The organism is Acinetobacter oleivorans DR1 (genome assembly GCF_000196795.1).
In the GTDB taxonomy this organism is placed as follows: Bacteria; Pseudomonadota; Gammaproteobacteria; order Pseudomonadales; family Moraxellaceae; genus Acinetobacter; species Acinetobacter oleivorans.
This window is the reverse complement of sequence record NC_014259.1, coordinates 890587-912718: the sequence shown is the minus strand read 5'-3', so window position 1 is coordinate 912718 and position 22132 is coordinate 890587. Positions and strand designations below refer to the sequence as shown.

Annotated in this window: 18 protein-coding genes; 6 read left to right on the top strand and 12 right to left on the bottom strand. The window is 40.2% G+C overall.

Annotated elements, in window-relative coordinates:
* Nucleotides 1-403 precede the first annotated feature (403 nt).
* Together radA and AOLE_RS04250 are read left to right on the top strand one after the other, a co-directional pair.
* The gene (gene radA, locus AOLE_RS04255) at nucleotides 404-1792 is read left to right on the top strand and encodes a DNA repair protein RadA (protein WP_013197043.1); all 1389 of its coding nucleotides are present in this window, start codon (nucleotides 404-406) and stop codon (nucleotides 1790-1792) included.
* A gap of 82 nt (nucleotides 1793-1874) precedes the next feature.
* On the top strand, nucleotides 1875-2867 hold the full coding sequence (locus AOLE_RS04250; protein WP_013197042.1) for a Tim44 domain-containing protein: 993 nt from the start codon (nucleotides 1875-1877) through the stop codon (nucleotides 2865-2867).
* 59 nt (nucleotides 2868-2926) lie between these two features.
* On the opposite strand, the gene epmA is transcribed toward AOLE_RS04250, so the two are convergent.
* The 5 genes from epmA to AOLE_RS04225 all read right to left on the bottom strand — a co-directional run bounded on the left by epmA (nucleotide 2927) and on the right by AOLE_RS04225 (nucleotide 8885).
* Entirely contained in the window at nucleotides 2927-3901 is a 975-nt protein-coding gene (gene epmA / locus AOLE_RS04245) for an EF-P lysine aminoacylase EpmA (protein WP_013197041.1), read from the bottom strand.
* The gene (locus AOLE_RS04240) at nucleotides 3898-4965 is read right to left on the bottom strand and encodes a 4-phosphoerythronate dehydrogenase (RefSeq protein ID WP_013197040.1); all 1068 of its coding nucleotides are present in this window, start codon (nucleotides 4963-4965) and stop codon (nucleotides 3898-3900) included. Before AOLE_RS04240 ends, epmA begins: the two co-directional genes overlap by 4 nt.
* A 104-nt stretch (nucleotides 4966-5069) precedes the next feature.
* A complete protein-coding gene (locus AOLE_RS04235; RefSeq protein WP_013197039.1) occupies nucleotides 5070-5462 on the bottom strand; it encodes a YkvA family protein in 393 nt (130 codons plus the stop codon).
* 150 nt (nucleotides 5463-5612) lie between these two features.
* The gene (gene fdhD / locus AOLE_RS04230; protein ID WP_013197038.1) at nucleotides 5613-6398 is read right to left on the bottom strand and encodes a formate dehydrogenase accessory sulfurtransferase FdhD; all 786 of its coding nucleotides are present in this window, start codon (nucleotides 6396-6398) and stop codon (nucleotides 5613-5615) included.
* 78 nt (nucleotides 6399-6476) lie between these two features.
* The gene (locus AOLE_RS04225) at nucleotides 6477-8885 is read right to left on the bottom strand and encodes an FdhF/YdeP family oxidoreductase (RefSeq protein ID WP_013197037.1); all 2409 of its coding nucleotides are present in this window, start codon (nucleotides 8883-8885) and stop codon (nucleotides 6477-6479) included.
* 396 nt (nucleotides 8886-9281) lie between these two features.
* Between AOLE_RS04225 and AOLE_RS04220 the strand changes: the two genes are divergently transcribed.
* The gene (locus AOLE_RS04220; protein ID WP_013197036.1) at nucleotides 9282-10439 is read left to right on the top strand and encodes a glycerate kinase; all 1158 of its coding nucleotides are present in this window, start codon (nucleotides 9282-9284) and stop codon (nucleotides 10437-10439) included.
* On the opposite strand, the gene AOLE_RS04215 is transcribed toward AOLE_RS04220, so the two are convergent.
* Entirely contained in the window at nucleotides 10436-11002 is a 567-nt protein-coding gene (locus AOLE_RS04215; RefSeq protein WP_013197035.1) for a TetR/AcrR family transcriptional regulator, read from the bottom strand. The two genes, AOLE_RS04220 and AOLE_RS04215, sit on opposite strands and share 4 nt — an antisense overlap.
* Nucleotides 11003-11125: 123 nt before the next feature.
* Between AOLE_RS04215 and AOLE_RS04210 the strand changes: the two genes are divergently transcribed.
* On the top strand, nucleotides 11126-11911 hold the full coding sequence (locus AOLE_RS04210; RefSeq protein WP_013197034.1) for an SDR family NAD(P)-dependent oxidoreductase: 786 nt from the start codon (nucleotides 11126-11128) through the stop codon (nucleotides 11909-11911).
* Between the two features lie 33 nt (nucleotides 11912-11944).
* A complete protein-coding gene (locus AOLE_RS04205; protein ID WP_013197033.1) occupies nucleotides 11945-12550 on the top strand; it encodes a nitroreductase family protein in 606 nt (201 codons plus the stop codon).
* Nucleotides 12551-12631: 81 nt separating this feature from the next.
* Here AOLE_RS04205 and adeE read toward each other — a convergent pair whose 3' ends face one another.
* Together adeE and adeD are read right to left on the bottom strand one after the other, a co-directional pair.
* The gene (adeE, locus tag AOLE_RS04200; RefSeq protein WP_013197032.1) at nucleotides 12632-15745 is read right to left on the bottom strand and encodes a multidrug efflux RND transporter permease subunit AdeE; all 3114 of its coding nucleotides are present in this window, start codon (nucleotides 15743-15745) and stop codon (nucleotides 12632-12634) included.
* A gap of 9 nt (nucleotides 15746-15754) precedes the next feature.
* Nucleotides 15755-16879, bottom strand: coding sequence for a multidrug efflux RND transporter periplasmic adaptor subunit AdeD (gene adeD, locus AOLE_RS04195; RefSeq protein ID WP_013197031.1), 1125 nt, complete (start codon nucleotides 16877-16879; stop codon nucleotides 15755-15757).
* Nucleotides 16880-16957: 78 nt separating this feature from the next.
* Between adeD and AOLE_RS04190 the strand changes: the two genes are divergently transcribed.
* Nucleotides 16958-17575, top strand: a complete 618-nt coding sequence (locus AOLE_RS04190) for a TetR/AcrR family transcriptional regulator (RefSeq protein ID WP_013197030.1) — start codon at nucleotides 16958-16960, stop codon at nucleotides 17573-17575.
* A gap of 71 nt (nucleotides 17576-17646) precedes the next feature.
* Here the strand turns inward: AOLE_RS04190 and AOLE_RS04185 are convergent, their stop codons facing one another.
* From AOLE_RS04185 to AOLE_RS04170, 4 genes are all read right to left on the bottom strand, one after another.
* Nucleotides 17647-18654, bottom strand: a complete 1008-nt coding sequence (locus tag AOLE_RS04185; RefSeq protein WP_013197029.1) for an alpha/beta fold hydrolase — start codon at nucleotides 18652-18654, stop codon at nucleotides 17647-17649.
* A 91-nt stretch (nucleotides 18655-18745) separates the two neighbouring features.
* Nucleotides 18746-19795 carry an alpha/beta fold hydrolase gene (locus AOLE_RS04180; protein ID WP_013197028.1) on the bottom strand — a complete coding sequence of 350 codons (1050 nt, stop codon included), beginning with the start codon at nucleotides 19793-19795 and terminating at the stop codon, nucleotides 18746-18748.
* Nucleotides 19796-19866: 71 nt separating this feature from the next.
* Nucleotides 19867-20916 (bottom strand): alpha/beta fold hydrolase, encoded by a 1050-nt coding sequence (locus AOLE_RS04175; protein WP_013197027.1) that lies wholly within the window; start codon nucleotides 20914-20916, stop codon nucleotides 19867-19869.
* A gap of 28 nt (nucleotides 20917-20944) precedes the next feature.
* Entirely contained in the window at nucleotides 20945-22042 is a 1098-nt protein-coding gene (locus AOLE_RS04170; RefSeq protein WP_013197026.1) for an alkene reductase, read from the bottom strand.
* Nucleotides 22043-22132 lie beyond the last annotated feature (90 nt).

Below are 22132 nucleotides of genomic sequence, written 5' to 3'. Positions count from 1 at the left end.
AATGTATATTTTTTGATAATTTTTCAGCTAACCGATTTTTATCTGTATTGCTGATGATTTCAAGCTACATACAATTAAATCTGATAATACGCACAAGCCCATAGCAATACAACGCACTTTACGGTCTAAAAACATGACTTGAACTTGTCTGATTTTTAAATTAAAAAGACGATTCAATTGACCATTTTCTAATCTTCAATTTTATTTCAGTCCTTCATCTGTTTATTAAAAACACCCCTGCTCGACCTTAATCTTTTAAATTAACTAACACATGACAATGACCTAATATTTTCGTTGTTTTAAATTAAGCAAAATGTATTCCACTTCAAAACTGATTCTCTATTTTGGTTTTGTTATACTCCGTTTCTACTATTAATTAAGAAGTTTTTAACTGAAGTCGAATATGAGCAAAGTCAAAACTGTTTACCGTTGCGAACAATGTGGTGCCGATCATCTTAAATGGGCAGGTCAATGTTCAGAGTGTGGTGAATGGAATTCTTTGACTGAAGTCAAACTTGAGCCTACCACTGCTCACCGCGCACGTCCAAAAGTTGGAGGCTATGCTGGCCAAGCTGCCAATATTACAACTCTAAATAAAGTCACTTTTTCCCATGAAACACGCTTACCGACAGGCATCAGCGAATTTGACCGCGTACTTGGCGGAGGCTTAGTTACGGGTTCAGTCGTATTGATTGGTGGTGACCCGGGTATTGGTAAATCGACTATTCTTTTGCAAACAGCAACCTATATGGCAAGCGCAAAAAGCTCTGCACTTTATATTACCGGTGAAGAATCTTTATCTCAGGTTGCACTTCGCGCTCAACGTCTTGACCTACCTACTGACCAGTTAAAAGTCATGGCAGAAACCTGTGTTGAACGTATTTGCGAAGTCTTAGAACAAGAAAAACCTGTCGTGGCGATCTTAGATTCGATCCAAACGCTTTATACAGAAACACTTCAATCGGCACCGGGTGGTGTTTCACAAATTCGTGAATCTGCTGCTTTATTAACTCGTTATGCAAAAAATAGTGGCACTGCACTCTTCATTGTTGGTCACGTGACCAAAGAAGGTGCACTGGCAGGTCCACGTGTTTTAGAACACATGGTGGATTGTGTACTTTACTTTGAAGGCCAATCAGACTCACGTTATCGAATGATTCGTGCTGTTAAAAACCGTTTTGGTGCGGTGAACGAGCTTGGCGTATTTGGCATGACAGATAAAGGCTTACGTGAAGTTGCTAACCCTTCTGCCATTTTCTTAAGCCGTTATGATGAAGCGATTCCGGGTTCAATTGTCATGATTAGCCGTGAAGGAACTCGTCCTCTTTTGGTGGAAGTCCAAGCTTTAGTTGATGATGCTCAAGGACAACCTCGTCGCGTAGCATTGGGTCTGGAACAAAACCGTTTGAACATGCTGCTTGCTGTAATGCATCGCCATGGCGGTGTTCAAACCACCGGACAAGACGTCTATGTCAACATTGTTGGTGGTTTAAAAATTACAGAAACAGGTTCTGACTTGGCTGTTTTACTGGCCTGTGCATCAAGTTTACGAACCAAAGCATTGCCTCAGCAACTTGCCGTTTTTGGAGAAGTTGGCCTTTCTGGTGAAATTCGTCCTGTACCAAATGGCCAAGAGCGTTTAAAAGAAGCTGCAAAACATGGCTTTAAGTATGTCATTTTGCCTAGAGGTAATGCGCCGCAAAAAGCAATTCCCGGCGTACAAGTCATTGCGGTTGCCCGTCTGCATGAAGCATTGACTGAGGCAATGCAACTCAGTGATGAATTGACATAAAAAAACATACTTTTATGGTTGAAATTTAGCGTAAATACCTTCATAAATACTATTACAATTTAATTTTAGACAGGAATTTCCTATGGAAGTACACCAGCGTGGCTTGATTACCGGTATTTTAATGGCTGCTTTAGCAATTTCGCCTCTTGCTGAAGCTAAACGTGCAGGTGGTGGTAAAAGCCACGGTATGGCACGCTCTACTACTTCAAGCCAGTCTTATCAACAACCTCGTCAAGTGACTCCTGCTCAACAACCTGCTACTGCACCTCAACGATCAGGTCCGGGTGTTGGTTCAATGGTTGCAGCTGGTGTAGCTGGTGCTGCCGTAGGTGCTGTTGCAGCAAATGCTTTAGCTGATGACAAACCAACATCAACTGAACATCAAGCAACTCAAGCTGGAACAGAACAAGCTGCTCAAGCGCAACAAGAAGAGAAAAAAGGTGGAATTCCTAGCTGGCTTTGGGTATTACTTGCAGCAGCTTTAGCCTTTTTTGTTTTCCGCAAATTGGGCGCAAAAAAAAAATTAGCAGCTAATAATCCTTACGCACCAAATAACGACGGTCAAAACCCATTTGGTCGTTCTGCTGCACCACAAGCGACACCACGTAATGCAGGAGATAATACAAATATCTTTGGTCAATCTGTTGGTGGCGGTGCAGCAACCCAAGCTCCTTTTGGCGGTGCAACAACGAGCAATGGCAATCAACTTCCAGATGGTAGTGAACCTGCTGCTTTCTTACGTATCGCACGTCAACGTTTTAATCACATCCAGTCGATGAATACTGCAAGTAACATTGAAGAAATTCGCCGTTACTTAACACCAGAACTTTATAGTTCTATGTATAACGACATCATGGAAAACCAAGATCAAGACGTTGCTGAATTTAGCAATCTGAATGCGATGGTTGTAGACAGTGCGACTGAAAATGGTCAATACGTTGTAAGCGTACGCTTTACTGGTACTGTGAGTGAAGATTTAAACAGCTTGCCACAACCATTTACTGAAATCTGGCACTTTGTTAAACCTGCTGGTTCTCAGCAAGACTGGGTTGTTGCTGGTATTCAACAAGCTTAAGCTAAATAAACCCTCAATAAAAAAGCCACAATATTGTGGCTTTTTTTATTTGTCAGTTTTTAAGCAATTTCAGCTGGGAATGTAATGACTTTTTCAATTTTGACCTGATCCATTGCAACCATGAGTAAACGGTCGATACCTAAAGCAATTCCTGAACATTCTGGCATATGAGGCAACGCTGCTAAAAGATGCTCATCTAAAGGCATAACATGAAGGCCTTGCTTAGCACGCTCTGCATTGTCTGCTTCAAAACGAGAACGTAACACCTCTGCGTCGAGTAATTCATCGTAAGCATTGGCAAGCTCTAAACCTTCAATATAAACCTCAAAACGTGCTGCGACCTCTTCCCCATCTTCATCTACTTTCACTTTTGCCAAAGATGCCATTTCTGGTGGAAAGTCAGTTAAAAAGACTGGCGCATCAAATCCTAAACTTGGTTCAACAAAATGAGAAAATAATAAATCCATGTAAGCTAGGCGGTCATCGCCTAAATCAAGATTTAATCCCACACGATTTGCAGTACCTTTGAGTTGCTTCAATGTTGCTTGCAATGGGTTGATATCGAGGCGATCTTGAAAGGCATGTTTATAACTTAAAATAAACGGACGAACTTCACCAAAACGATGCTGCAAACAGCTTTGCAATAAATCGGCGGTTTCATGCATTAATGCTTTTAAGTCTAGACCCGGGCGGTACCATTCGAGCATGGTAAATTCACTATTGTGTTTACGTCCGTGTTCATCGTCACGAAAAACCTTACAGATTTGATAAATTGGCCCGCTACCACTCGCTAGTAAACGCTTCATGGCAAACTCTGGAGAAGTCTGTAAATATTGAGTCTGCAATTTGCCATTAATATGACGTAAAGCCTGAACAGACGCTAAATGTACATCGGTGACACCTGCTTGTGAAACAATCGGTGTTTCCACCTCCATGACATCACGTTCAGCAAAAAAATGACGAATCTGGTTATAGAGCTTGGCACGTGCTTTTAAGGCATCAATTGAACAAGTTGGTTGATAACTTAAACTCATGCCTGCGGCCCTCCATGTGCTGCCCATTCACGGCGCAGTGGATAGTTTTTACGTAATAAATCAAATGCTTTTTGCTCTACTTTGCCCTCTTTAATGCAGGCACGGATGTTGGCATCATCTTGAGCAATATCATAAATCTGAGTTAATTTTTGCTTTAACACTTCTTTTAAATCATTTCCTGAAAAATAGTCGTCACATGCAGGCAACTGAGTCTCGAAACGTTTATTTATATCAAACCCAAACTTTTGGCAGAATGCTTCATAAATCATTTGCGTACCGCGAGCCTTCCCTTCAAGGCTATAACCTGCAATATGCGGTGTTGCCAACGCTAACATGTCTATAAGTTCTTCTGATATGACGGGTTCATGCTCAAATACATCGAGCACAACTTTACGCTGAGTACGCTGAATATCTTCGATTAAAGCAGCTTCTTTCACGACCGGACCACGCGCACTATTAATTAAAATCGTGTTCGGTTGAAGTGCAGCAAACGCTTGCTCATCAAAAAGATGATACGTCGCATGTTCACCATTTTTGGTTAAAGGCACATGAATTGAAATTGCATTCGCTTGTTGCAAAAGGGTTTCTAAACTTACATTTTTAATTGAATCTAACTGCACAAATGGGTCAAAGCCTATTACATTCCAGCCCAGCAACTGGGCCATATGTGCCAAACGCTTACCGACGTTTCCAAGCCCCACAATGCCTAGGGTAAATTTTTCTTGTTGTTCTAAAAGGTTGGCATCTAAATGAAGTAAAGCAGTAATGACATATTCAGCAACTGCCTGCGCATTACAACCTGCAGCATTGGCCCATGTAATTCCTTGTTTTTCTAAAGCAGGAATATCTAAATGATCGGTGCCGATTGTGGCACTACCCACATATTTTAAAGCGGTGTTTTGAATTAAACTTTCGTTTACTGCGGTGACTGAGCGAACCAATAAAGCTTCAGCATCTTTTACATCTGCGTGTGTTAAGGTGCGTCCTGCATGGTGTTGAATATCGCCAAATTCTGAAAAAAAGTAATCGGTAAATGCCAAGTTTTCATCTGCGACGATTTTCATTATCTGCAACTCAAAGCTTATAAAAACGTTATTATCCTTTGAGTTGTAGCAAAGCACAATGTTCAGGGCGTTAAATTACGATAAGGCTTCTAAGCGTAGTTCACCTACAAACCACCACCAAAATAAAAATAAGCCATCACCGCAAGAGTAAGCCACATTAAAATAATAAGTACAGCAACCAAATAATTTCGTGGCCCTTTTTCATGTTCTTCTAGCCATTGGTTAGCTTGCTGTTCTGCATCGAAAATAACTTGTTGAGGCGTAAATCGAAGCGCTAACCAAATGAGTATCGGCAAAATGATGGCCTCATCTAAAAGGCCTAAAATAGGAATAAAATCTGGAATTAAATCGATTGGACTAAAGGCATAAGCCACAGCCACCACAGCAATAACTTTTGGGAACCATGGCATTTGAGGATGCTTTGATGCAAACCAAAGCATAATAATTTGTTTTTTTAGACGTTTTGCCCATTCTTTTAGTGATTGTAACCAAGACATTTGGACAGACTCTGAACTACATAACTCTGATCATAAAGTATAAAGTTCGTGCTTAACTTAAAATTAGGCAAAATAGAAATGTATATTTCCATTATGTTTGATCATTCTTAGTATTTGAGCTGATCTGATCAATATTTCAATGCATGACCTTTATGTATATAAAACGAAATCATCTCCACGACAAAAGCTTGCTAAAGTTAGGCCTGAAGTTTTTGCGAGTCGAATAGCCATACTGGTTGGGGCAGAAATTGAAGCCAATAAACCAATATTAAGCTGAGCGCATTTACGAATTAATTCGTAGCTTGCACGACTGGTCATAACAACAAAACCCAAACTGGTGTCGTAGTTTTCTTGAGCTAAATAACCTAGTAGTTTATCTAAGGCATTGTGACGGCCGACATCTTCAAATAAAGCCATGATTTTACCTTGAACCACCCAAGCAGCGGCATGAGCGCCACCCGTCAAGGCAGTAATTTTTTGTTGATATTTTAATTGAGAAATCGCGATTGGAATTTGTTCAAGCCATTCTTTGGAAGGTTCGATGGTAATTTTAGAAATATCGAGCTGAAGCTGCTCCAAGCTTTCAATACCACACAAACCACAGCCTGTACGACCCACCAACATACGCCGCCTTTCTTTTAATGCAGCAAATGCTCTAGATGAAATGGTCATATTCACTTCAATTCCCAGTTCACTTTCATGAACCTCAATGGCATACAATTCTTTTAAGCTCGTTAAAATTCCTTCGGACAGACTAAAACCCTTAGCGAACACACTCACATCGGTAGGTGTAGCCATCATTACTGCATGAGAAATGCCGTTATATACCAAAGCAATCGGATGCTCTTGAACAATATTATCTAAAACACTTTCAGATTCGGTTTTCTTAAACCGCTTTACTTGTAATGTTTCAACCCCATAAGAATGTGGTGTCAAAATAATTTCCTTTATCTTGAAATGGCGCTTGATTAGAGCGCCATTTGTTTGAATTACATTTTTAATATCGCTGTTAATTTAAAGGTTACTTACTTTCTTATCTGCATCTTCAGGGTCAACTGCCGTTGCCAAATTAAAGTGTGCGGGCGCATCACCAGCATGCAATATCACAGGAACACTTTTTGAAGCTGGAATTTTGGCGTATTTATCATGACTGCTTAACGCCACTAAAGGATTAGTCTCTGGATAGTACGCAGCTAAACTGCCACGTGGAATGTTGTAAGGCACAATACGGAAACTATGTACAATCCGCTTAACCCCATCTGAGAAAACACTTTCAATATCAACCCACTGATTTGCTTCAAAGCCAGCTTCATCAATGTCTGCTTGGTTCATAAACAAAACACGGCGTTGCCCAAAAACTCCGCGGTAACGGTCGTCGAGACCATATAGCGTCGTGTTGTATTGATCGTGAGAGCGAGTGGTCATTAAGGTATAAACTTTGCTGTCAGTATAAGCAGCAGCATATTGATTTTCTTTATCGCCATAGACTTCACTCAGAGGTGTAATCATAAACTGCGCCTTACCACTTTTTGTGTTCCAAATGTGCTGATTGGCTGGATGCTCTAGATGGAAACCACCCGGGTTATAGACACGTAAATTAAAATCATGGAACTCATCAAAGACCTCAGCAATTGAGTCACGAATACGATCATAGCTTTCAATGTACCATTTCCATTTGATCTTACTATCTGGTAGCACGGCTTCAGCCATTCTTGCCACGATGTCGGGTTCAGATAAAATATTTTCAGAAATTGGGGTATTACGCCCAGCCGACAAATGAATATTACTCATCGAATCTTCGACTGAAATGGCCTGCGGACCATGAAGCTGCTCATCAATTTCGGTACGGCCTAAACATGGCAAAATCAGAGCCTCTTTACCACAAACCAAATGGCTACGGTTTAACTTGGTTGCAACATGAACGGTTAAATTACACTTTCTAAGTGCTTCTTGGGTATACGGTGTATCTGGCGTCGCAACTGCAAAGTTACCACCTAAACCAATAAAGACTTTGACCTCACCTTCAGCCATAGCTTTAATCGTTTCAACGACACCATGCCCATTTTTTCTAGGGGATTTAATCCCAAACACGCGGTCAATGTTGTCGAGTAATTTAGGACTAGGTAACTCATTAATGCCCATAGTTCGGTCGCCTTGCACATTACTGTGCCCACGAACTGGACAAAGCCCTGCACCCGGACGACCAATTTGCCCACGAGCCAATAATAAATTCGCCAACATATGCACATTAGCTGTTCCATGGCGATGTTGAGTAATACCCATCCCCCAACAGAAAATTGAGCGCTCAGACTCTAAAAAGAGCTTAGCGAGTTTTTCTAAATGCTCTGGTGATAGACCCGAGTGTTTATAAATATCTTCCCACTCAGTTTTTTCAACCTCGGCAATCATCTCGTCGAAACCGATTGTATTCACCGCAATAAAGTTTCGGTCAAAAACGCTTGGTTTACCTGAAGCGAGCGCCTTTTTATCCCACTCATTTAGGTGCTTTAAAATCCCTAACATCAGTGCATAGTCACCACCAATTTTAGGTTGGAAATAATAACGACTAATTGGGGTACTGCCGTTAGTCATCATTTCAAGTGGTGCTTGTGGGTCTTGGAAACGTTCAAGTCCTCGTTCTTTAATTGGGTTAATCGCAACAATGTTACCGCCACGTTTAGACACTTCACGCAAAGTACCTAACATACGTGGGTGATTAGTTCCGGGATTGTGCCCAAAACTAAAAATTGCATCAGCTAAATCAAAGTCTTCTAGGGTGACTGTGCCCTTTCCTAAACCAATCGAATCAAGTAATCCAACGCTTGTGGTTTCATGGCACATGTTCGAACAGTCTGGGAAGTTATTTGTTCCAAAGCTTCGCACAAACAATTGATATAAAAATGCTGCCTCATTACTTGCACGGCCAGAGGTATAAAACGCAGCTTGATCTGGGTTATCTAAGGCATGAAGATGCTTAGCAATAATCTGAAATGCTTCATCCCATGAAATTGCCACATATTTATCGGTTGCAGCATCGTAGCGAACTGGATCTGTTAAGCGACCTAAGTCTTCTAGAAAGAAATCACTTTGTTCTGATAACCAACTGACGGTATGACCTGCAAAATATTCGGGAGTCACTGTTTTACTGGTTGCTTCAAATGCAACTGCTTTTGCGCCGTTTTCACAGAAGTTAAAGGCATGAGCATTTTTCTTTTCTGGCCATGCACAACCGGGACAGTCGAACCCTGTAGGCTGGTTAATATTGAGTAAGGTAATCGAACCTTTTTTTAAAATATCTTGCCGCTTTAAGTTTCGAGCGACACTAAGAAGTGCTCCCCATCCGCCCGCAGGATGAGTATAGGGTTCAATTCGTGCAAAGCCGTTATTTTCCTGAATATGCTTTTGTTCTTCTGAATTATCCACTTTGTCATCCTCTTATTACTTTTTACACATTCTATAGGTGCAATAAATCACAACTTAATTATGGTTATATCTACGCTATTTGCTGTTTATCTTAATAAGTAAAAATCCACTTTTATCTTACTCATGATATTTAGAGGCAGCCTCAACGCTAGTTATAATATGTGCCATATTTTTTATAATTACAATCATTCAGCAAAAACCAAAAAATTATTTAAATTAAATAAAAACAACATCTTAAAAACAAAACGATCTATTTTTTACAGATAAAAACATAATTCACTTTATATTTTTAAAAAATAGAAATGATGTAATGAGCTGAAATTTACGTCATTTTAAGTAGGTTTTTATGGGTTTAAGCAGTATAAATTAATTGAAAAAAACAGATTCAGAGAACTTATGAAGGTTGTGATTGCGCCAGACTCTTTTAAAGACAGCCTATCGGCTTTGGGCGTCGCTCAAGCCATTGCCAAAGGATGGCAAGAGGTTTTTCCAAATGCTGAAACACTGATATGTCCAATGGCAGACGGTGGTGAAGGAACCATAGAAGCGGTGTTAGAGGTCTGTGAAGGGGAATGGCGTGAAAAAACCGTAATGGGACCATTAGGTCAGCCTGTTCAAGCAAGATGGGGATGGTTAGAAAAACAAAAAATCGCCATCATTGAAATGGCTCAAGCCAGCGGCATACAGTTAGTTCCACCGTCTGAGCGTGATGCTTGTCACAGCACAACGTTTGGCGCAGGCCAGCTCATTTTGGATGCTTTAGATGCAGGTGCAAAAGATATTATTTTAACTGTGGGTGGCAGTGCAACCAATGATGGTGGTACAGGGTTACTCAGTGCTTTGGGCGCAGTTTTGCTCGATGCTAACCACAACGTTTTACCCGCAGGTGGACTCGCGCTTAAAAACCTATCAAAAATTGATTTAACGCATTTCGACCCACGTATTCAGCACACACGTTTTTTATTGGCTGCCGATGTGACCAATCCACTTTGTGGTCCAAACGGCGCATCTCATATTTTTGGTCCACAAAAAGGTGCTTCACCTGCTCAAGTAAAGTTACTCGATGGAGCTCTTGCCCATTTTGCCGATGTCTCACTTAAGCTTTTAGGTTTCGATAAACGAGATGAAGCGGGTTCTGGCGCTGCGGGAGGTTTAGGTTTTGCAGCCAAAAGTTATTTAAATGCTGATTTTAAGGCTGGAGTTAAGGTTGTGGCCGAACTCAATCAGCTTGCCCAAAAAATCTCTAATGCAGATTGGGTCATTACGGGTGAAGGTAAATTTGACCAACAAACCTTAAGTGGTAAAACAGTTTTTGGGGTGAGTCAAATTGCCAAAACACACAATGTTCCTGTCATTGTCATTGCAGGAACATTAGGCGAAGGCTATCAAGCGCTTTATGAGCACGGCGTTACAGCTGCATTTTCGCTAACTAATGGCCCGATCACATTAGAACAAGCCTGCGAACATGCGGCAGAACTTATTTATGAAAGAACAGTCGATATTGCGAGGTTAATTCAATTTAGCCAAACCAGTTTGAAAGATAACCAAGCTTAATCTGCTAATTTTAAAAGACTTTCTTTACAGCTTTCCAATATTTCATCGCTAAGCACAGATTGGTCTGGGCATGCGCGAGACAAGGCAATTGCCCCTACAGATTGAGCAAGAATATTAATAGCTTGCTTTCTCAACTCTGGCGTTTCCAAAGAAACTTGTTTTGCTCGTTCATTCATAATGAACTGAATAAGTTGCTCAATGCCCTCTTCAAATTCGACTTTTACTTCGTCTGGCTGTCTTGCAGTATCACAAGATAGTGCAGTTAAGGTACAGCCCAAATCTCGGTTGTCTCGATGAGTGCGGGACACATAAAGCTGAATAAATTGAGTTAAGTTTAAGCCTTCTATTCTTTTTAAAACCTGCTCAAGCCCGTGCTTAACGGTAATTGAGACAAGGTCTGTTTTCGAAGTGAAATGTTTATAAAAGCCGCCGTGAGTAAACCCTGCGCTAGACATTAACTCGGCAATGCCAACTCCGTCATAGCCTTTGTTACGAAAGAGTTGAGTCGCCTTTTCAACAATTTTTTCTCGGTTTTCTTTTACCTGAGTTTTACTGACTTTCATGTTGGCCTACTCACTTTTTATTCACCCTACTGGTCATAATTATACATTGATTATGGTTGACATCAAAACCTGTATATTTTAGATTATAGTCATAATCTAAAAATTAAAGCGTGGAGACATCACATGTCAGCTCAATCAAAAGTACTTATTACAGGAGCTTCGTCAGGAATTGGTTCTGTCTATGCAGACCGATTTGCTCAACGTGGCCATAACTTAATCTTGGTTGCACGAGACACCAATCGCTTAGATAAAATCTCAAAAGATCTTCAAGAAAAATACGGTGTACAGGTCGAGTTCATTCAAGCCGATCTATCAAAAGATCAAGACATCACTAAAATTGAAGATGTACTCAAAAACGATGCTGATATTGAAATTTTGGTAAATAACGCTGGGATTGCACTGAATGGAAACTTTTTGACTCAAGATATTAAAGACATTGAAAAACTTATAACTTTAAATATGACCGCAGTTGTTCGGTTGTCTCATGCAATTTCGCAACCTCTTCTACGCAAAGGTAAAGGCGCGATTATTAATTTAGGTTCAGTGCTTGGATTAGCTCCTGAACTTGGTTCGACCATTTATGGCGCAAGTAAATCTTTCATCCAATTTTTTAGCCAAGGCTTACATTTAGAGTTAAAAGATCATGGCGTGCATGTTCAAGCCGTATTGCCATCTGCAACTAAAACCGAAATTTGGGAGCGCTCAGGCATCGACTTAAGCCAAGTTCCACCATTAATGGATGTCAATGATTTGGTCGATGCAGCTCTGATTGGTTTTGATCGTAAAGAAACGATCACAATTCCTGTGCTAAAAGACGTAAATCAATGGAATAATTTTGAAAAATCACGTATCACATTACTACCAAACTTTTCTTCGGCTGAAGTAGCCCAACGTTATAAAATTAACTAATGCTACTACCCAATTCTCAAGTAGGAAAATCTTATGAACGTTATTGATGCCATTCAGAAACGTCGTGCTATTAAACGCTTCGATTCTTCATTTCAACTCTCTGAAGAAAATAAACAACAGTTATTACATGAAGTTTTAGCAAATGCACCAAGTGCATTTAATTTGCAGCACTGGCGCCCTGTTGTAATTGAAGACGCTGAACTAAGACAAAAAATTCGCACCATTGCTTGGGACCAGCCACAAGTTACCGAGGCTTCTTTACTGATTGTGCTATGCGCAAAAGTAAGCTCGTGGGAAACAGATGCTAAACGTGTATGGGATGGAGCTTCTCCGGAAGTTCAAAATATTATGGTTGGTGCAATTGACCAATATTACCGTGACCGCCCACAAACCCAACGTGATGAAGTGATGCGTAGTGCGGGTATTTTTGCTCAAACTTTAATGTTGCTTGCCCAAGAGCATGGTTTAGACAGTTGCCCAATGGATGGTTTTGACTTTGATGCGATGGCGAAGTTAATTAACTTACCTGAAGATCATGTGGTGTGTTTAATGATTGCGGTTGGTAAGTCAGCTTCCGAGCCTTACCCACGTGTGGGCAAACTTCCTTACGACGATGTCATTATTCAAAATACATTCTAAGTTTTTAGTCAGATTTTAGACCCTCATGCTGCTTATAGCGTGAGGGCCTAATTTTTAATAGCTCTTATTATTTTTGTGAAACTATTTTCCTGCTGAGTTATTTAATCTATTCGTTAAACGCCGAACTAAAAGAAAAAATAAAGGCACAAAGAAAATAGAAAGTAGAGTTCCCGAAATCATACCGCCCGTTACGGCGATACCAATTTCTTTTCGGCTCACAGCTCCTGCTCCTGTAGATACAGCCAATGGTAGAACACCTGCAACAAAAGCCAGAGATGTCATAATAATTGGCCGTAATCGCTGACCCGCACCTTCAATAATGGCGTCCATTAATGCCTGACCAGCCTCCAATTTGGCTGCCGCAAATTCAACAATCAAAATAGCATTTTTGGCAGAAAGTCCAATCGTGGTAAGCATAGCCACCTGAAAGTAAATATCGTTAACAAAACCAGCTAGGCTTGCAGCAACTACAGCACCAATAAGACCCAAAGGAATAACCAGCATGACTGAAACAGGAATAGACCAACTTTCATAAAGTGCAGCCAAACACAAAAAGATAAAGATGATGGAAGCCAAATATAACCAGATCGTTTGGCCACCCGCGAGCTTCTCTTGATAAGACAATCCACTCCACTGAAGATTAAAGCCTTGTTGTTGATCGACCAATTGCTGCATCTTATCCATAGCCCCGCCTGAACTTTCACCCGTTGCAGCAGAGCCTTGAAGTTGTACGGCTGAAAGACCGTTAAAGCGTTGCAGCATTTGAGGCCCCATTTGCCACTTTACAGAAGAGAAACTAGAAAATGGCGTCATTTGACCAGTAGCGCCACGAACATACCACTGCCCAATATCTTGAGGTAAAGAACGATAGTTCGCTTCGCCTTGTAAATAAACTCGCTTAACACGTCCCCTATCAATAAAGTCATTAATATAAGATCCGCCCCAAGCAGAAGATAAGGTATTACTGATATCAGCTTGAGCTAATCCAAGAGCACTGGCTTTTCTTTGATCGATATCGACTTGTAACTGGGCTTTATCTTCTAAGCTATTCAAACGTACTGCTGCTAGGCCAGAATCAGCATTTGCTGCTTTTAACACATTATTTTGTGCAGCGATTAAAGCATCTCGTCCTTTATTTTCAGCATCTTGCAACCAAAGTTCAAAACCACTTGATTGCCCAAGCCCTCTTACAGCAGCGGGTGAAAGTACCTGAACACGTGCGTTACGCAGTGACTTAAAATGTGCATTTGCGCGAGCAATCACAGCTTCGGCTGTATTTTCACTACCTTCTCGGTCATCCCAATGTTTGAGTCCAGCAAATGCCATTCCCACATTTTGACCACTGCCTGCGTTATTTCTACCCATCACCATGAAAATCACATTGAGATTATCCTTTTCTTTCGTTAAAAAATAATCTGCGATCTGATTACCAACCCTTTCTGTTTCAGCTAGTGTCGTGCCTACAGGCGTACTAAATTGAACCATAACCGAGCCTTGGTCTTCTTGGGGTAAAAACCCCGTATTCATACGCGTATATTGCCAACCTAACAAAGCTGTAATACCCACGAATATGATCATAAATATTTTGGGTTTACCTAAAACAGCAACTAGCTTTGTACGGTAGCCTGATTGACCTTGCTCTACTTTACGGTTGAACCAAGTAAAAAATTTTCTCTGTTTATGCTTTTCATTTGCAGGTTTGAGTAAGGTTGCACATAGCGCAGGTGAAAGTGTTAAAGCAACAATTGCAGAAAGTACCATAGCCGATACGAGCGTTACCGAGAACTGGCGATAGATAATCCCGACGGAACCACCAAAAAATGCCATAGGTAAAAATACCGCTGCGAGTACCATGGCAATACCCACGAGCGCACCTGATATCTCCTTCATTGAAATTAAGGTGGCTTGCCGAGCATCAACATTTTGTTCATGCATAACCCGCTCAACATTTTCCACGACCACAATTGCATCATCTACAAGCAAACCAATTGCCAAAACCATCGCAAACAAAGTCAGTGTATTAATGCTATAACCAAGTACGCTCAATACGCCAAATGTACCTAACAATACAACTGGGACTGCAATTGCCGGAATTAAAGTCGCACGCCAGCTCTGCAAAAATAAGAACATGACAATAATGACGAGAACAATCGCTTCAGCTAAAGTTTTAATCACTCCATTTACCGAAGCTTCTACAAATGGCGTACTGTCGCGTGGGTATGCAACTTTTAAACCCGCTGGCATAGAGGCAGTTAATCGTGTGACCTCAGCTTTAACTCGCTCAGCGGTTTCTAATGCATTGGCACCAGATGCAAGCTGAATAGACATCCCCGAAGCTGGCTTTCCATTCAGACGTGTAGACGTCTGATAACTCTCTGCACCGCGCTCGACTCGGGCAACATCTTTAAGTAATACAACCGCACCATTTGTTTGTGTCCGCAAAATAATATTTTCAAATTGGCTCACGGTTTGTAGCCGAGATAATGCTGTTACTGTTGCATTTAGAGCCTGCCCATCACGCGTGGGTAATGCGCCTAATTCTCCCGCAGTAATTTGAGTGTTTTGTGCTTCAATTGCGGTTCTAACGTCTGATGGCATTAATCCATAACTGTTTAATTTATGAGGATCAAGCCAGATACGCATTGCATATTGAGCACCAAATACAGTGATTTCACCTACTCCATCGACCCGACTTAATGGGTCTTGAAGTGTGCTCACCATATAGTCAGATATGTCGACAGAAGATCTAGTCCCACTTTCATCATAAAGCGCAAAGACCAGTAAACTATCGCCTTGTGATTTTGTTACAGTGATCCCTTGCTGCTGAACCTCTTGAGGCAATCGACTCAGCGCCTGATTCACAGCATTTTGCACCTGCACCTGCGCAGTATCGGGATTGGTATTTTGATCGAAACTCAGACTTATTCGTGCTTGTCCTGCCGAACTACTACTCGATGAAAAATAAAGAAGACCATCAATACCCTTAATTTGTTGCTCCAAAATCTGGGTCACACTGTCTTCAACAGTTTTGGCCGATGCTCCCGGGTAATTCGCAGTGACATTTACACCCGGTGGTGCAATGTCAGGATATTGCTCAATGGGTAACGTTAAAATCGAAATCGTCCCCAATGCCATAATACAAATAGAGAGGACCCAAGCAAAAATAGGTCGTGCAATAAAAAAACTCGACAACATAGAGAATCCTCAGCTCATTGGGGTAGGATCAATCGTCATGCCGGCACTTAAACCTTGCAGACCATCAACAATGACTTGATCTCCCGCTTTCAAGCCAGAGGTCACTAACCAACGATTATCAATCGCACTCCCTAAAGTAATTTTTCGTTGTTCGGCTTTATTATCTTTTCCAACAACCCAAACAAGCGCATTTCCTTCTGCATCTCGGAACAGCGCACCTTGAGGAATTAAGATACTGTTAGGACGTGTGCCCGTTCCAAGTTCCGCCCGTACATATATTCCCGGTAATAAAGCATTATTCGAGTTAGAAAACGCAGCACGTAACGTGACACTTCCAGTGGCTTCATCTACTGCAATATCACTAAATTTAAACGTTCCTTGTTCCGCATAGTTCGTGCCATTTTCAAGCTGTAAACGTACTGAAAGCTCAGTCGGTTTTATTCCATTTTCAGTAAGCTGTTTGCGCAGCGCCATGTATTCATCACTCGACTGAGTCAAATCAACATACATGGGATCTAGTTTTTGAATCGTTGCTAAAGGATCTGTTTGGGCCGAGGTGACTAAAGCTCCACGTGTAATTGAAGAGCGCCCTATCCGTCCTGAAATAGGCGCAGTAACTTGTGTATAACGTAAATTGGTTCGTGCCGTTTTCAGTAGGGCTTCATTTACTGTCACGGTGGCTTTTGCTTGTTCATATGCACTTTGAGCATTATCAAGCTCTTGCTGACTCACGCCATTTACTTTAATCAATTCTTTATAGCGCTCGGCTTGCAAACGAGTCGAATTTACTGTTGCTTTAGCGAGTGCAAGGTTACCCGCGGCCTCGTCAACGCTATCCCGATAAAGTGAAGAATCAATTTTATAAAGGGGTTGGCCTTTACTTACCTGAGAGCCTTCTTTAAACAATTGCTCGACAACCACGCCATTTACTTGCGGTCGCACTTGAGAAATCTCAGAGGCAACTGTTCTTCCAGCCAATTGATAGGTAGATTCAATCGTCTCTGGTTTTATAGTGATCGTGCCCACCTGTTGAATATTTTTAGTCACAGGCTGATCAGAATCACAGCCATTCAAAAAAAGTAGCAAAGGCAATAAACACAAAGCATTACGATGTAAAAAATTAAAAACAAACATATCTGGGACCCCAGACTTATAGACAATTTATTTACTTTACTGTAAAGTAAATAAATAAGATGTGCAAGAAATCCTCATATGTTAAAAAAATCTCCAGGTCGTCCTTCTCGAATTCGCCCTACTATCCTTGCAGCAGCGCGTGCACTATTTCTTGAGCATGGATTAGAAGTTCGTTTAGAAGCTATCGCAGCTAAAGCCGGAACAAATCGACAAACTTTATATAACCATTTCCCAACTAAGACGGCTCTACTTATTGAAGTTTTTGATCATTTAAAAACAGAAATGGAAGTGCCTTTTGTTGAACAACATGAATTAAAAAATAAGCGCCTAGATCAATTACTCTTAGAAATTGGGCAGGCTGTACAAAATCATTTTTATCATATTGATGTCATTCGCCTGCAAAGATTGCTGATTATTGCATTAGTTGAAATGAAGGAAATTCTTCCAAAAATTCAACAGCGTACTCAAGGAAATATTAAAAGATCGTTAACCGATATTCTTGCAACAGCACACAATGCAGGCATTGTTAAAATTGATCAGCCAGAGGAAGCAACAAAAGCATTCCTCGGTGCTGTAATGGGATATGCATATCCTGCTACGCTGATTAGCGGAAACATTCCGACCCCTCAAGAGCTACAGCAGTTAAATGAAGAAGTTTGCCGGACCTTTTTAAAAGCATGGCAATATAAAGAATAGATATTTCAGAGCTTATTCCTTAAACTTAAATTAATGAATAAGCCTGTAATAAAATAATATTAAAGAGAAAATTAATTATATTTCTGTAAGGTTTTAATCAAAGCCTCATGAAATTTTTTGGGATTTTGCATTTGTGGAGCATGCCCCATATTGGCAAATTCTATTAATTCAGCATTTGGAATCCTTTTGGCAGCTTCTTTACCAAGAACACTGTATTGACCAATTTTTTGTTTAACTTCAGGTGGGGCAATATCACTTCCAATAGCAGTGGTATCATCAGTCCCAATATAAAGCACAGTAGGTACTTTAATGTTAGGAAACTCATAATAGACAGGTTGGGTAAAAATCATGTCGTAAATAAGTGCTGAATTCCAAGCGACTTTCTCATGTCCTTTACCTGCATTTAATCCAGCCAGCATATCAACCCATTTACCATATTCTGGCTTCCATTCCCCTCCATAATACGTTTTTGACTCATAAGCCTTAATTGACTCAGCACTTAAATTCAATTCGCGCTGATACCATTGATCAACACTACGATATGGAACTCCTTTTGCTTTCCAATCCTCTAGTCCAATCGGATTAATCATTGCTAATAATTTTGTTTGTTTGGGATACATCAACGCATAGCGAGTAGCCAACATTCCCCCTGTGGAATGTGCTAACAAAATAGGATTATTAATCTTTAACCTATCCAATAAAGCATGTGTATTTTGCGCAAGCTGTTGGAAGCTATATTGATAATGATCTGGTTTGCTAGAAGTACAGAAACCGATTTGATCGGGAGCAATCACCCGATAGCCATTTTGTGTTAGAAAACTAATGGTTTCTTCCCAAGTTGCACCACAAAAGTTTTTGCCATGCAAAACCACCACTGTTTGCCCATTAGGTTTTTGGGGTTGAACATCCATATATCCCATTTTTAAATTTTGCTGTTGGGATGAGAAGTTAAAATATTGGAGCGGATAAGGATATTTAAATCCTTCTAAATGCTCTCCATACACATTATTTGCAGAACTGACTGTTGATGCAGTAAGACAAGCAAAAAATAAAGACAAGAATGGCAGTTTATTTTTCATCTTTCATTTCTCTCGAACAAATAGGAATAAGGATGTTTTAGCTGAGTTACATCCGAGTTCAAGATCGATTCGAATGTAAAAGTTTTACGGATTATTTAAATAGAAATTTGGATAAACTTTTCTCGACGCCTTCAGGGTTTTCTTCAATTAGCCAATGACCTGTGTTAGGTAAAATTACCGCTTCTAACTTAGCTGGATCTTCCACAAACTTCGCTCTCATTTCTTTAATCAAAACATCATTCACTCCCTTTTCACCACTAAGTGCCATTGCAGGAATAAATAACTTCTTGTTATTTGCTAAAAGTGCTTCATTTTGTAGGGCTGAGTCTTTTTTTGAACGGTAATAGCCAAAAGCTGCTTTTAATTTATCTCGAGTCGAATACGGCTCAATCAACTCAGCAAGGAGTTCAGGCTTAAAAATGTCTTTTTTACCTGCATAAGTTTTAATAAAGTACGAGAGAAATAAATTTGGGTCATTTGCAATTTGCTTTTCAGCAATATCACCAAAACTAAAATAACCAAAATGCCAGCCTAAACCCGGCCCTTTTGGTGAATAACCCGGGTGATGGAATGTCTCCATATCTGGAATTGGAGAATCCATAAAGACAACTTTTTTAACGTAATCTTGATTATTTGCAACTAGAGGATAAGAAGCCGTATTTCCAATGTCATGACTAACATAATAAATAGGCTCATTCTTGGTAATTTGTTTTATGGCACTTAATAGAATTTTCGATACATTCTCTGCGGAGTAATCATCGTTAAGTATGGGAGATGATTGACCTAAACCCGGTAAATCTATTGCAATCACTTTATGGTCTTTCATATAAGACAGCATGACTGGTTCCCACATTTTCCATGTCGAACCAAAACCATGAATAAATACAATCGGTGTACCTTTAGATCCGCCTTCAACGTAATGGAGTTTTACGCCTTCAGACTCGATAAACTTACTAGATAAACCTTTTGCATAAGCATATTGCCCTAACCCATTAGATTTCACTTCATTAAACATTTGCTGTGAAACGGCTGGCGGTGTATCTATCGACTTTAAGTTTGGGTCATATTCTGCATTCGCATATGAAGAACTAACCAAAATAAAAGCTGTAGAAATGGATATATTTTTAAAATATCTATTCATATTAATGACTCATTTAAAATAAATAATTCATTGCACCCAAGCCTTAAGCCTGAGTGCGATGAATTTCATATTTATTTAAATAAAAAGTTCGATAAACTTTTCTCGACACCTTCAGCGTTTTCTTCCACCATCCAGTGTCCTGTATCTGGCAAGATAATGGCTGTGTATTGGGCTGGATCAGCTACAAATCTTGCTCGCATCTCTTTAACCAAAACATCATTTACGCCTTTTTGGCCGGTAAGCGCCATAGAAGGTATGGTTAACTTTTTACCATTAGCAAGTAATGCTTCATTTTGACGAACTGAATCAGCATGAGAATGGTAATAACCAAAAGCTGCTTTTAATTTATCTCGAGTCGAATATGGCTCAATCAACTCAGCAAGGAGGTCAGGCGTAAAAATGTCTTTTTTACCTGCATAAGTTTTAATAAAGTACGAGAAAAATAAATCTGGATCATGTGCAATTTGCTTTTCAGCAATATCACCAAAGCTGAAATAACCAAAGTGCCAACCCAGACCTGGACCATCAAGTGTGTATCCCGGATATCCAAACATCGCACGATCTGGAATTGGCGAGTCCATAAATACTACTTTTTTGATATAGCCCTGATTATTGGCAACCAGTGGATAAGAAGCCGAATTACCTAAATCGTGACTGACATAATAGATTGGCCCTTTACCAGCAATTTTTTTAATCGCACCAATCAAGATTTTTGAGGTATTTTCTGCCGAATAATCATCGTTAAGTATGGGAGATGATTGACCTAAACCCGGTAAATCTATTGCAATCACTTTATGGTCTTTCATATAAGACAGCATGACTGGTTCCCACATTTTCCATGTCGAACCAAAACCATGAATAAATACAATCGGTGTACCTTTAGATCCGCCTTCAACGTAATGGAGTTTTACGCCTTCAGACTCGATAAACTTACTAGATAAACCTTTTGCATAAGCATATTGCCCTAACCCATTAGATTTCACTTCATTAAACATTTGCTGTGAAACGGCTGGCGGTGTATCTATCGACTTTAAGTTTGGGTCATATTCTGCATTTGCTTGACTTAATCCCAATACACCAATTGCTGCAGACAGAGTCATTACTTTAAAAAATTTATTCATTTTCTTAGCCTTGATTTATAGAGTGAGCTTATTGAGCAGTTGGATAGTCGGTATAACCCGTTGCATCGCCACCATAGAAATATTCAGATTTTGCTGGTGCTAAAGAATGACCTGACTGTAAACGCTCTACTAAATCTGGGTTGGAAATGAAAGGACGACCAAATGCCACCGCATCTACTAATCCTTTATCAAGAATAGTTTCGGCTCTTTCGAGTGAGTAATTTCCACAAACAATTAATGTGTTTGTGAATAATGAACGGAGTTTTTCTCTGAAACCCACAGGATAAGTATCACCATGTGGAAGCATGTCCCACTCAGCCAAATGAATATAAGCGATATTTCTTTTTTGTAATTGTTCAGCTAAATAAAGCGTAATTTCTTCGGGTTGTTGGTCTGTCATGCCATTAATCGTTCCCCAAGGTGATAAACGCACACCTACTCGGCCAGCACCAATCGCCTCAATCAATGCATCGACTGTTTCTAATAAGAAACGTGCACGATTTTCGACAGAACCACCATAGTTATCGGTACGCTGGTTCGCATCTGTAGATAAGAACTGGTCAAACAAATAACCATTTGCAGCATGAACTTCAACTAGGTCAAAGTTGGCTTTCACGGCATTTTGAGCAGCTTGAATAAATTCCTGTTTAACGTTTTGAATATCATCTAAATCCATTGCTCGTGGCATCTCGGCAGGTACCATTGCCCCTTCACCTTTTTCATTGGCAATAAATACAGATGCTTTGGCCTGAATTGCAGATGGTGCAATCGGTTGCTCGTGATTAATATGCAATGAAGAGTGCGACATACGCCCTACATGCCATAACTGAGCAGCAATTTTTCCGCCTTTTTCATGTACAGCTTGAGTCGCTAATGCCCAGCCTTTGATTTGTTCTTCTGAATAAATACCAGGTGTAAAAGAATAGCCTTTACCTACGTCAGAAACTTGTGTGCCTTCAGTAATGATTAAACCTGCACTTGCACGTTGACCATAATAAAGTGCATTGAGTTCGGTCGGCACATCGTTAGGCTGTGCTGCTCTTGATCTGGTCATTGGTGCCATAACAATACGATTATTGAGTTCAACATCGCCCACAGTCACTGGATTAAATAATTTGTGATTCATTTTTTAGCCCTTAAAATATGGATAAGATTATTTATGTAGTGATCACTATATAATCATGCTAAAATACAGTCAACTTTTTTTGTAGTGATT

Excerpts from the sequence above, each read along its gene's own strand:
- AOLE_RS04235 (WP_013197039.1), bottom strand. The coding sequence starts at position 5,462 with ATGTCTTGGTTACAATCACTAAAAGAATGGGCAAAACGTCTAAAAAAA.
- AOLE_RS04185 (WP_013197029.1), bottom strand. The coding sequence starts at position 18,654 with ATGAAAAATAAACTGCCATTCTTGTCTTTATTTTTTGCTTGTCTTACT.
- adeE (WP_013197032.1), bottom strand. The coding sequence starts at position 15,745 with ATGTTGTCGAGTTTTTTTATTGCACGACCTATTTTTGCTTGGGTCCTC.
- AOLE_RS04170 (WP_013197026.1), bottom strand. The coding sequence starts at position 22,042 with ATGAATCACAAATTATTTAATCCAGTGACTGTGGGCGATGTTGAACTC.
- radA (WP_013197043.1), top strand. The coding sequence starts at position 404 with ATGAGCAAAGTCAAAACTGTTTACCGTTGCGAACAATGTGGTGCCGAT.
- AOLE_RS04250 (WP_013197042.1), top strand. The coding sequence starts at position 1,875 with ATGGAAGTACACCAGCGTGGCTTGATTACCGGTATTTTAATGGCTGCT.
- AOLE_RS04205 (WP_013197033.1), top strand. The coding sequence starts at position 11,945 with ATGAACGTTATTGATGCCATTCAGAAACGTCGTGCTATTAAACGCTTC.
- epmA (WP_013197041.1), bottom strand. The coding sequence starts at position 3,901 with ATGAGTTTAAGTTATCAACCAACTTGTTCAATTGATGCCTTAAAAGCA.
- AOLE_RS04215 (WP_013197035.1), bottom strand. The coding sequence starts at position 11,002 with ATGAAAGTCAGTAAAACTCAGGTAAAAGAAAACCGAGAAAAAATTGTT.
- AOLE_RS04220 (WP_013197036.1), top strand. The coding sequence starts at position 9,282 with ATGAAGGTTGTGATTGCGCCAGACTCTTTTAAAGACAGCCTATCGGCT.
- AOLE_RS04175 (WP_013197027.1), bottom strand. The coding sequence starts at position 20,916 with ATGAATAAATTTTTTAAAGTAATGACTCTGTCTGCAGCAATTGGTGTA.
- AOLE_RS04240 (WP_013197040.1), bottom strand. The coding sequence starts at position 4,965 with ATGAAAATCGTCGCAGATGAAAACTTGGCATTTACCGATTACTTTTTT.
- adeD (WP_013197031.1), bottom strand. The coding sequence starts at position 16,879 with ATGTTTGTTTTTAATTTTTTACATCGTAATGCTTTGTGTTTATTGCCT.
- AOLE_RS04190 (WP_013197030.1), top strand. The coding sequence starts at position 16,958 with ATGTTAAAAAAATCTCCAGGTCGTCCTTCTCGAATTCGCCCTACTATC.
- AOLE_RS04210 (WP_013197034.1), top strand. The coding sequence starts at position 11,126 with ATGTCAGCTCAATCAAAAGTACTTATTACAGGAGCTTCGTCAGGAATT.
- AOLE_RS04180 (WP_013197028.1), bottom strand. The coding sequence starts at position 19,795 with ATGAATAGATATTTTAAAAATATATCCATTTCTACAGCTTTTATTTTG.